Origin of the sequence: Kitasatospora sp. GAS1066B (assembly GCF_041262605.1) — a bacterium.
Classification (GTDB): domain Bacteria; phylum Actinomycetota; class Actinomycetes; order Streptomycetales; family Streptomycetaceae; genus Kitasatospora.
This window is the reverse complement of the sequence record NZ_JBGCCO010000041.1, coordinates 59657-69420: the sequence shown is the minus strand read 5'-3', so window position 1 is coordinate 69420 and position 9764 is coordinate 59657. Positions and strand designations below refer to the sequence as shown.

General features: G+C 72.0%; 13 protein-coding genes. 9 read left to right on the top strand and 4 right to left on the bottom strand.

Annotated features, from left to right (window positions below):
• Positions 1-129: 129 nt before the first annotated feature.
• The 8 genes from ABH937_RS33420 to ABH937_RS33385 all read left to right on the top strand — a co-directional run bounded on the left by ABH937_RS33420 (position 130) and on the right by ABH937_RS33385 (position 7130).
• Entirely contained in the window at positions 130-372 is a 243-nt protein-coding gene (locus ABH937_RS33420) for a hypothetical protein (RefSeq protein WP_370220406.1), read from the top strand.
• A gap of 73 nt (positions 373-445) precedes the next feature.
• Positions 446-667 (top strand): hypothetical protein, encoded by a 222-nt coding sequence (locus ABH937_RS33415; RefSeq protein WP_370220405.1) that lies wholly within the window; start codon positions 446-448, stop codon positions 665-667.
• 201 nt (positions 668-868) lie between these two features.
• The gene (locus ABH937_RS33410) at positions 869-1324 is read left to right on the top strand and encodes a hypothetical protein (protein WP_280667044.1); all 456 of its coding nucleotides are present in this window, start codon (positions 869-871) and stop codon (positions 1322-1324) included.
• Positions 1325-1330: 6 nt separating this feature from the next.
• Complete coding sequence (locus tag ABH937_RS33405; protein ID WP_280672203.1) at positions 1331-3064, top strand: mobilization protein; 1734 nt, start codon at positions 1331-1333, stop codon at positions 3062-3064.
• Positions 3065-3230: 166 nt separating this feature from the next.
• On the top strand, positions 3231-4508 hold the full coding sequence (locus ABH937_RS33400) for a hypothetical protein (RefSeq protein ID WP_370220404.1): 1278 nt from the start codon (positions 3231-3233) through the stop codon (positions 4506-4508).
• Positions 4509-4565: 57 nt separating this feature from the next.
• On the top strand, positions 4566-5783 hold the full coding sequence (locus ABH937_RS33395) for an acetyl-CoA carboxylase biotin carboxylase subunit family protein (protein ID WP_370220403.1): 1218 nt from the start codon (positions 4566-4568) through the stop codon (positions 5781-5783).
• Positions 5784-5914: 131 nt separating this feature from the next.
• Positions 5915-6607 carry a hypothetical protein gene (locus tag ABH937_RS33390; protein WP_370220402.1) on the top strand — a complete coding sequence of 231 codons (693 nt, stop codon included), beginning with the start codon at positions 5915-5917 and terminating at the stop codon, positions 6605-6607.
• A 127-nt stretch (positions 6608-6734) separates the two neighbouring features.
• Positions 6735-7130 (top strand): hypothetical protein, encoded by a 396-nt coding sequence (locus ABH937_RS33385; RefSeq protein WP_370220401.1) that lies wholly within the window; start codon positions 6735-6737, stop codon positions 7128-7130.
• Positions 7131-7613: 483 nt separating this feature from the next.
• Here ABH937_RS33385 and ABH937_RS33380 read toward each other — a convergent pair whose 3' ends face one another.
• The 3 genes from ABH937_RS33380 to ABH937_RS33370 all read right to left on the bottom strand — a co-directional run bounded on the left by ABH937_RS33380 (position 7614) and on the right by ABH937_RS33370 (position 8945).
• On the bottom strand, positions 7614-7988 hold the full coding sequence (locus ABH937_RS33380; RefSeq protein ID WP_370220400.1) for a hypothetical protein: 375 nt from the start codon (positions 7986-7988) through the stop codon (positions 7614-7616).
• A gap of 118 nt (positions 7989-8106) precedes the next feature.
• On the bottom strand, positions 8107-8529 hold the full coding sequence (locus ABH937_RS33375) for a hypothetical protein (RefSeq protein WP_370220399.1): 423 nt from the start codon (positions 8527-8529) through the stop codon (positions 8107-8109).
• A 167-nt stretch (positions 8530-8696) separates the two neighbouring features.
• Positions 8697-8945, bottom strand: a complete 249-nt coding sequence (locus ABH937_RS33370) for a hypothetical protein (protein WP_370220398.1) — start codon at positions 8943-8945, stop codon at positions 8697-8699.
• Positions 8946-9088: 143 nt separating this feature from the next.
• On the opposite strand from ABH937_RS33370, the gene ABH937_RS33365 reads away from it, so the two are divergent.
• Positions 9089-9217, top strand: a complete 129-nt coding sequence (locus tag ABH937_RS33365; protein ID WP_370220397.1) for a hypothetical protein — start codon at positions 9089-9091, stop codon at positions 9215-9217.
• Between the two features lie 12 nt (positions 9218-9229).
• On the opposite strand, the gene ABH937_RS33360 is transcribed toward ABH937_RS33365, so the two are convergent.
• A complete protein-coding gene (locus ABH937_RS33360; RefSeq protein ID WP_370220414.1) occupies positions 9230-9568 on the bottom strand; it encodes a DUF317 domain-containing protein in 339 nt (112 codons plus the stop codon).
• Between the last annotated feature and the right edge of the window lie 196 nt (positions 9569-9764).

Genomic DNA, 9764 nt, shown 5'->3' with positions numbered 1-9764 from the left:
GGGACGGGGACCGTCCCACCTCTGGGGACGGGGACGGTCCCGCAGTCGGGGGCCGGGACTGTACCGAGTCCGGGGACCGTCCCGCCGGTACGGACCGGGACCGTCCCGCAGTCGGGGACCGCTGCGGGGGTGGGGACCGGTTCCCGGGACCGTCCCGAACCCGTCCCGAAGCGCTCACTCTCCGACAAGGACCTCAAAGCGCTTCTGCCGATCGCCCGCAAGGCCGCTGCCGAAGCGGAGGGGCGGGTCACGCGCGATGTGCTCCGCGCCGGCCTCAAGGACGAGGGCGTCGGCATCAACAACAAGGCGCTGGGAGAGCTCCTCGCCGCGGTGAAGGAAGCCGAGTCCAAACCTCCACCTGCCCGCCGCTGAAACGTCGACAGCCGACAAATGGGCCTGAACTCTCGCCCAGATCCTCACTGAACTCCGCCCTGAAGGAACCGAAATGACCCGCAACAAGCCCGAAATCCAGCACTCCGACGCGCTGATGGGCCTCCTGCTCGCCCAGGGCCTGCTCCACAGTGCCGAGGGTGCGAGCGACGGCAGCTGGCTGGTGCGCCGAGCCGCCCGCGGACCGAAGTTCGTGCTGGAGACGCCGCAGGAGGCGATGGAGTACGTGATGGACGTGCTGCTCGACGTCCGGCTCGAGCTGGAGACCGCGGCCTGATCGCTGCTCTTCGTCAGGCCCCTGACCGGCGGTTGGGGGCCTGACCGCTTGCCACCTTCGGCGGAGCAAGTTATTGCCTGGGGCTGCCCTACGGGCAGTCCCAGGCGTTTGGCCCTCGCCCAGGGGGCGAGGGCAGGCCGTTGTCGGATCGAGCGGGGGCGCTCGATCCGACAACGGCCACCCGGAGCCAGGGGGCTCCGGGTGGACTGGAGGGAGGAGAAGACGACGACCACTGAGCAGACCGCTCCCGACCCCGCTGCGCCGCCTGCGCGCCAACCCCGCCGCCGCAGCCGCGAGCAGACGCAGCGCGCGCACCGACTGACTGTGCGCTTCAACGCCATTGAGCATGCCGAGATCGTTGTCGCCGCGAGTGCCCGCGTGCAGACCGTGTCGCGCTTCGTCGCGACCAGCACCTTGAATGCCGCCCGCGGCCTGAGTGCCGACGCCGACCCGCAAGACCGCCTCGACCGTGCGGTCGACGAGCTCGCCGCAGCCCGTGCCCACCTTGCCCGGGTCGGCAACAATCTCAACCAGGTTGCCTTCCAGCTGAACGCCGGCGGATACCCGCGATACGGCGAGTTGGACACCGTCCTGGCCGCGATCCGCAAGGCGGTGGTCGGCGTGGACGCTGCCGGTGCCCAACTGGTCGGCAGGTGAGGTGAACTGATACCCAAGGTCCGCCGAGGCTCACGCACGTACGGGCTGCTCGTCTACCTCTATGGGCCGGGCAAGCACGACGAGCACACCGATCCGCACATCGTCGCGTCCTGGGACGGCTTCGCGCCCGATCCGGGCCGCGACCCGTACGCGAACCTCAAGCAGCTCGAAGCAGCACTGGATCTGAGGGTCAACCAACTCGGCTCCCGCAAGCCGAAGAAGCACGTGTGGCACTGCCCCGTCCGCGCCGACGCAGACGACCGGATGCTGAGCGACGAGGAGTGGGCCGAGGTCGCCCGCCGAGTGGTCGCAGCCGCCGGTATCGCCGTGCCCGGTGACCCGGACGGCTGCCGCTGGATCGCGGTGCGCCACGCGGATGACCACATCCACATCATGGCGACCGTCGTGCGCGGTGATCTCAAGCAGCCGCGGCTGTACAAAGACGCCGACCGCGCCCAGGCCGAGTGCCGCGAGATCGAGCGGCAATGGGGTCTGCGCCGGGTCAAGAAGGGCGACAAGACGGCGGCCAAGCGGCCGACCAGCGCGGAGATGCACAAGGCCGAACGGCTCGGCCGGCCGGAGCCGGTACGCCTGGAGCTGCGCGACAAGGTCCGCCAGGCGGTGGCCGGCGCCAAGGACGAGCAGGAGTTCTTCGACCGCCTCGCGGCGGCCGGCCTGCTGGTGAACAAGCGCCTCGCCCCGAGCGGGGACCTCCTCGGGTACTCGGTCGCCGACCCTGAGGACCGCAACGCCGCAGGCGATCCGGTCTACTACCCGGGCTCCAAGCTCGCACCGGACCTCTCGCTGCCCAGGATCCGCAAGCGCATGGCCGGCGGGACCGCCGACCAGCCGGCCCAGGAGGCCGACGGGTCGGCCGACGGCATCCGGCGGGTACCCGGCTCGCGTGCCGCGCGGGCTCGCCGCGACGCGGCAGCCGTGGTCGATCGGGCCACCCGCGTCCTGGACGGCGACAACGACGAGGAGAGCGCCGCCCAGCTGGTCGGCGCGAGCGAGGTCCTCGACGTCCTGGTGCTCAAGGCCCCGGCCGACACCCGGGCACAACTGCGAGCAGCCGCACGGGCCTTCGAGCGCGCAGCGCGATCCCACGTACGTGCGGAGCGGGCCGACAACACCGCGGTCCGCTCGGCCGCGCGCCAACTGCTGAACAGTGGCTACGCGCAGAGCCGCGGCGAGGACGGCGGTGTGACCGCCATGCTGCTGTCCACCCTGGTCCTGCTCGCCATCGCCGCCAGCCGCTGGAACGCGGCCCGCGGACACGCTCAGCAGGCCGAAGCCGCCCAGGCCGCAGCAGCCCACCTTCGCCAGGCGTATGCCACCGTGGCCGCCCGGCCGATGGCCGCGATGGCCACCCGCGGACGAAGCCTGCCCCCAGCGGTGCGCGAGCGCCACGCCGCCCTGGTGCGCGAGCACGTCCACCGGGGCGACCAGTTGCCCGCGGACGAGGGCTTCGACGCGCTCGCCGCGACCCTCGCCGAAGCGGAAGCAGCAGGCTACGACCCAGCCGACCTCCTCCAACAGGCCAAGGAGCAAAGGGAGCTGGGCAGCGCGGACTCGGTGGCCGCAGTCATGGTCTGGCGGGTGCGGCGGCTGGCGAAACTGTCGGCCGCGCCGTCCGCGCCGTCTGCTCCGGCCGCGACGCGGCCCACAGTCGGCCCAGTACGGCCGCCGTCCGGACAGCCCGCGCCGGTGTCCGAGACGGCTCGCCGCCCGCGCCGCTAGGCCCTTCCACGGGCCTTCGCGGCGGCTTCTACCACGGCAGGTGGCCGTTTTAAAACGGCCGCTCGATCCGGATGCTGGGTCATCTCGCCTGCCGGCGGACGCCCTTGGAGGCTCCGCCGGCAGGCGCACCAGCCCTGCCACCATCACCCCGTCCCCCAGGAGAGCGATGTTCCCGTTCACGGACGCACCCGACGCGCCGACCAGCGTGGCGACCGGCGCCGAGCACGCCCTCGCGAGCCGGGGGCGGGACTGGTACGCGCGCTGCTACCTGCTGCGCGCCGGAGAGGCGCTCGCGGGCTCGGTCGTCACCTACACGCTGCCGCTGGCGGTGCTCGCCGCCACACACGCCCCGGCGTGGGCCGCTGTGGCGCTGGGCGCAGAGTGGACGCTCCGCCTGCTCGCCGGCACCTTGGCCGCACCGATGGTCGACCGCCACGGCCCCTACCGGGCCACCCAGACGGTCGGCGCGGTGCGCCTGGTGACGGTGCTGGCCGCCATGACCGCGCTCGCCCCGGGCGGCCACCTCGCCGTCCTCCTGGGCTTCGGCACGCTCGCCGCAGCGGCCTCTCCGGTCGGCGTGCTGGCCGCCCGCCGCCTGGATGCGGAGGCCGTGCGGCGCGCCGACCACCAGGGCCGGCACGTCCAGCGGCGCCTGGACCTGATCGACCAGCTGGCCGCTGTGGCCGGCCCGGCGATGGCCTGCGCGTTGCTGCTGGCCGGCCCCGCGCTGCTGCTGGCCACCGCCGCCATCCTCTCGGCCGTCTCGCTCGCCACGGCGGGCGTCCAGCCGATGTGGCTGCCCGGACCCGCGGCTGTGCGGCGGGGTGCGGTGCCCGGGCCCGCGACCGGGGTGCGCATCACGGGCGGGGCAGTCGCCCGTCCTGGAGTGGCGCTCACCGCCGTGACGGCCGCCACCAGCGTGCTCGCGGCAGCCGCGCTCGTCACTGTCACCGGGCACGGGCACCGGCAGGCCGTGGCCGTCGACCTGGTCTGGACGGTGGCGGTCGCCGCCGGCCAGAGCGCCGCCGTCGTGGCTCGGCGCCTGCTTGCCCTGCTCGGCCCGTACCGGCTCGCTCTCGCCGCCGCCGTGCTGACCTGCGCGGCCGGCACCGCCGCCGCACTCACCACCACGGTGAGCTCCTGCACGGCGGCCCTCGCAGCCTTCACGGCCGCCGAGGGCGTGTGCGCCGTGGCGTTGTCGGCGACCTGCGCCGACCTGCGATTCGCTGGGCGGCCCGCGCTGCAGGCCGGCGCGGTGCTGCTCGCTGCGGTGTCCGCGGCGGGGCTTGTGGTGGCCGCGGTGCCCACCCGCGCGGTGCCGGCGCTGCTGACACCCGCGACGCAGGTGCTGATCTGGGCAGTCGTCGGCACGCTGCTCGTCCTGCACGCCCCCCGAGCCCGTGCGGTCGGCCGGTCCAGCCGCGCTGCCCCCCAGACGACCTGATCCTCCTTCTCTTTCCCGATCCCCTTTTCCCGCCTGGACTCTGGAGATTTGCACCGTATGACAGATGGTGTCCTGATCGTCATCACCACCGACGCCGGCGCCGACGGCGAGTACTGCCTCGGCCAGATCGCCCAGTCGTATCCGGTCGCCCTCATCGCCCCGCACGCGCCGACCTGGGAGCTGGCCCACCTGAGCGACCACGAGATCGCCGACCCCCTCGACCTGAAGGACCTGCGCGCGGCCGTCGCGCGCCTGGCCGCCCGCCACCGCATCGACGGGGTGCTCACCCGGGACGAGTTCCTGCTCGTGCCCGCAGCCCACGTCGCCGCCGACCTCGGTCTGCCGGGCAACAGCTCGGCCACCGCCGTCGCCTGCCGCAACAAGGCCGTCGCCCGCGCCGTCTGGTCGGCCGCCGGCGTCCCGTCGGCCGCCTCCGAGCGGGCCTCCTCCCTGGCCAGCGCCCAGGACGCCGCCGAGAACATCGGCTTCCCCGTCGTCCTCAAGCCGGTCGCCCACCGCGACGGTCTGGGCGTCGTCAAGGCCGACAATGCCGACGAACTGCCCGCCGCGTACGCCTACGCCGCCCGTTACGCCGACGGCCAGGGCCGCGAGGGCCGGGGCGTCCTGGTCGAGGAGTACCTGAGTGGCCCCGAGGTGGCGGTGCAGTGCGTCACCACTCGCGGTGTCACCACCGCCGTCGCCCTCGCCCGCAAGGCCGTCGGCCCCCAGCCCCGGTTCTCGGCGCTCGGCTTCAGCGTCACCGCCGACGACCCGCTGCTCGCCGAGGCCGGGCCCCTCGCCCAGGCCGCCCTGGACGCGCTGGGCATCGCCAACGGCATCTCGCACGTCCAGATCGCCATGACCAAGCGTGGCCCGCGCCTGATCGACGTGAACGCGCGCCTGGGCGATGACCTCGTCCCGCACCTGGTCTTCGAGGCGACCGGCATCGACCTGCCGGCCGCCGCAGCGGCCATCGCACGCGGCCAGGAGCCCGACCTCTCCCCGAACTGGTCCCGCACCACGGCTCTGTCCTTCCCCACCGCACCCCGCCCCGGCCGCCTCACCCGAGCCCAGTTCCACGGCGACCTCACCGAACTCCCATGGCTGGAGCGCCTGGTCTGGCTGCGGCAGACCGGCGACGACCTCGGCACGCAGGCCGACGACAGCCCCGGGGACCTGCGCGTGTGCTACCTGGTCGTCACCGGCCACGACCTCGGCCAGTGCCGCCAGCGCATCACCGACGCCACCGCCCTGCTCGACATCCAGATCAAGTAGCCCCGGCACCAGTGGGTCCGGGCGCCGCGCCCGGACACCACGAACAGCCCACGCGCCACCGAAGCCGGCGCGACCACCGCAAGCCGACGACCTCCACACCGTGTCACACGGCCAGCAGCCCAAGGACAGCGATGACCTACACCCCGCGCCGCCCCGCCAACGAACTCGCCTTCGGCGGCGGTGACATCAGCCTCCACTACAGGCTCGAGCACCCCGCCGTCCCGCTCGGCTACGAGGACACCATCGAGCAGTGGCAGGTCGACATCACCTGCTACCTCACCGAGACCTGCAGCGATCCGGGCGGCTGCGACCACGGCGAGACCGAGGCGACCATCGGCTCCATGAGCTTCGTGCGGATCCGCAACCACACCCGGCACTCCGCATGGAGGGCAGCCGACGCCTACTCCGCGGACGTCGAGAAGGCCGTCGCGGCGGTCATCGACCCCCACACCACCAGGAAGGCCGGGCTCAACTGGTCCACCCGGTTCGAGGACCACATCGAACTGCCGGTCGGAGACCTGCTCGTCATGGAACACGTCCAACTCGCAGCCGAATACCGTGGATTCGGCATCGGCGCCCTGGCCGCTTCCGAGGCCGTCCGGCGCCTGTCGCCGGGATGCTGCGCAGTCGCCTGTGAACCCTCTCCGCTCGGCCGCGACCTCGACGGCGACGAGGCCGCCCGAGCGCAGGCCAAGGCCAGGCTCGGGCGGCTGTGGGAGTCGGTCGGCTTCCGTCCGTTCCAGGGCGGGATCTACCTGCTGGACACCGCCCGGCGCCTGCACGGCGACCGGCGCGAGGCGTGGCAGCGGTACTTCGGCCTGTAGAGCCGGGCGGCTCCCGCGGCCCGGACCGCCACCCATCAAGATCGCGACTTGGTAACAGTCGGTGAGATCGGGAATAAAACGCCTCGTCAGCGGCTTGTAGCGAGCCTGACGACGAAAGGCGATACGCGTGCCGCAGGGCGACATGGACCCGAACTCCTACGAGCCGAACCCCCAGTCCACGCCTGACGGAACGATGTTCCATTTCCCCGATCTCACGCCGGCCATCCCCGAGCCGGTGGCCGGCCAGCTGGTGATCCGCGCTGTCCCGCATCCCGGTGAGCTGAACTCCCGCGGCATCCCGATCACCTGCTCGCAGTGCGCTGCCGGGCGCGACTGGCTGCTGCTGAGCGTCGGCCCCCAGGTCTTCGTCCGCTGCCGCTGCGCGTACGAGTGGCCCGAGGACCTCGACCTCGAGTTCTTCGAGAGCGTGTACGGCACTCCGCAGCGCGCCTGGGCGGACTTCGACCAGGCCGTCACCGGACTCGGGTTCGACGGACTGCTCGCCGGGGCGATCTGGGAGTAACCGGCCTGGTCGCTGGAAGAGTTGGCCATCCGGCAGCGACGGACCTGCTGACGACGCGCTGAGGGCGCCCGCCGAGATCCCACGGGATCGGCGGGCGCCCTCAGCCGTTGTCGGCCGACGGGCCGGGAGGCAGGAACACCGAAGGGCCGGCCCGCGCTGAACGCGGGCCGGCCCTTGGTCACCTACTGATGGTCAGGCTTCGGCTACGGCCGGGACGCCTGCCCGACGTGGCGCCGAAAGGAATTCTCGGCCACGACCTTCAAGGTGGCCTCGCCGGTGAAGTCACACCCCAGGCAGCTCACGGCGAACCCGATCCTCCCGTCACAGCCGTCCGTCTTGGGCTTGCCCGAGGACGTGTACTTATGGGCCGGCGGGCAGGTCGAGCGATCAGGGTGCAAAACAGTGTAGCGGGCGCGGTGAGCGGCCAACGTGGTCCATTCCTCTCGGAGTTGGGCGAAGGGCGTAGCGAAGCGGGATGGGCGGTCAGCTTGCGCGGTAGCGGACGGCGCCCTGGGCGTCGGTCTCGGCGGTGACCCGGCCGGAGAGCTCCAGCCGCCGCAGGCTAAGGCGGACGAGGGACGGGCGGGCGTCGAGCTTCCGGGTGAGGTGCTCCTCGGTCGGGCCGGGGTGTTCGCGCAGCGCGCCGAGCAGCGTGCGGTCGACCAGCCGGTCGGAGAGTCGGCTCAGCGCGCACAACACGGCGACGGCGCCTGAGCAACCAGCCATGGTGAGCGAGACCAGGCCGAAGTCCTGCCGGAGCGCACCGGTGATCGCGGCGGCGGCGCACAAGGCGAAAGCACTGCAGGTGACCACGACGGCTGGCAGGAGAAGGAGTCGGCGGCTGGAGCGGTACGGCATTCGTCCTCCGGGGACACGAGCGGGTCGGGGCAGGGAGGGGCGGCATTGTGCGGCAAGCGCTGTCGACGATCGGACGGGAGGCCGGTGGTCAACAGCACGGGGGCCTCGTATGTCCGAGTCACGCCTCCGACAAAGGCGCGAAGCGGGACTCGGCGAAGTACGCGCAGGCAGGCGCCGGCGGACGGACGCGGCAGAACCGGCACACCGGCCGCGTGGGGGACGAGACGATGTGGTGGTGGCAGAACGAGCGTCCGGCGCCGTCGCCTCGGCGCACCGGGTGGACCACGACGAGGTCGTCGAAGTCGTCGGCGTCAGCCCAGCCCCAGCGGCCCACCAGGGGATGCGGCTGGCCGACGGCGCCTGGGACGTCGAGCCCGGAGACGACCGCCAGGAAGCGGCAGCCGTAGGGGCGGATGAAGTAGCCGAGAACGCTGTAGCGCACCCGCCCGCCGTCGCTGTTCGCGGCGCCGTACCCGGTGCCGAAGGCCCGGCCGAGGTCGTCGAGGGTTCCGCGAGTGGTGCTCAGACACTGGAGGACCAATGACACTCCTATTACTGGACGTTGATGACTCGGCGTCCGGCCGCCGATGCCTGCGCGATCGAATCCGGTTGCCCGCACACCGACCGGACTTCCGGCCATGCGTGGTGGGCGGGCTTCACGCCTGCGGGTCCGGTGAACGGCGTCGGCCCCGCAAGCGTGATCCCGGATCAGACCGCTGTGCTCTTACGGTGGTCACGGATCTTCGCGTAGACGTCGGTTCCGACCAGCATGAGCGCGTCGAAGGTCAGGACGATGACCAGGGAGCGCCACGTTGGGCCGTTGACCTGCCCCGCCACCATGCAGAGCGGATAGACGGACGTGATCAGGACAGGGATGTTGCTCAGGCAGAGCGAGAGGACCAGCTTGCGGCGGCTTCCGGGCGCGGTCTGCGCGGTGGTGACCAGGTCGGTGGACATACTGCTCCCTTGAAACGGGGCGGGCGGTGTGGAGGAGGGGAAGCGCCGGGGCGCGCGTAGTGACGTCAACCGGGGCAACCAGCTGGGCGGGCTGCACCACGGGACGGTCAGCCCTGAAGGCCCCGAGGAAGGGGCGCAGTGCCGTGGAGAACGGTCTCGGCGGCCAGGAGTCGGACCCGGAAGAGAGTGTGCTGAAGAGCCAGGTTCAGGGCGCCTACGAGAGCGATGGGGCGGGCCTTTCGGCTGGGGGCGTGGGCGTGCTGGCGCGGTGAGCGTCGTGGCGGTCAGCGTGTGGTGCGGTTGAGCATGGCGTTGAGCAGGTCCAGGACGAGCTCGGCGGGCGTTTCCCGGTCGAACACGGCCTTCCATCCGGGGTGGAGGCTGGTGCCGACCACGGCGATGGTCCAGGTGTCGGCGTTCGGGTTGTCGGGCTGATAGCCGAGGTAGACCGTGCCGTCGGGGCTGTTGGTGTGCACGCTGCCGAAGGTGTCGATGGCGTAGGACCACCGGTGCTCGTAGATGAACGAGTCGATCAGGTGCGGATTGCCGGGACCGAGCAGCCACGTGCGGTGAGCGATGGCGTCGCCGGGGCGCGGGCCTGTGACGGAGGGGGCGGAGAGCACCAGGGTCAAGAAGAACGCCTTCCGAAGGGGGTGGGAGGCGTCTATGTTCGCTTGGATTTCCCGTTGTACATAGCGTTTCCTGTCTGCCGCAGGCGAACGCACTACGGCCCCGGCTGCAAGGGTGGACTTGCAGCCGGGGCCGTAGTGCTGACGGTGAGTTAGTTGCACCCGTTGGCGGGGCGCGCCGCCGGGGCTG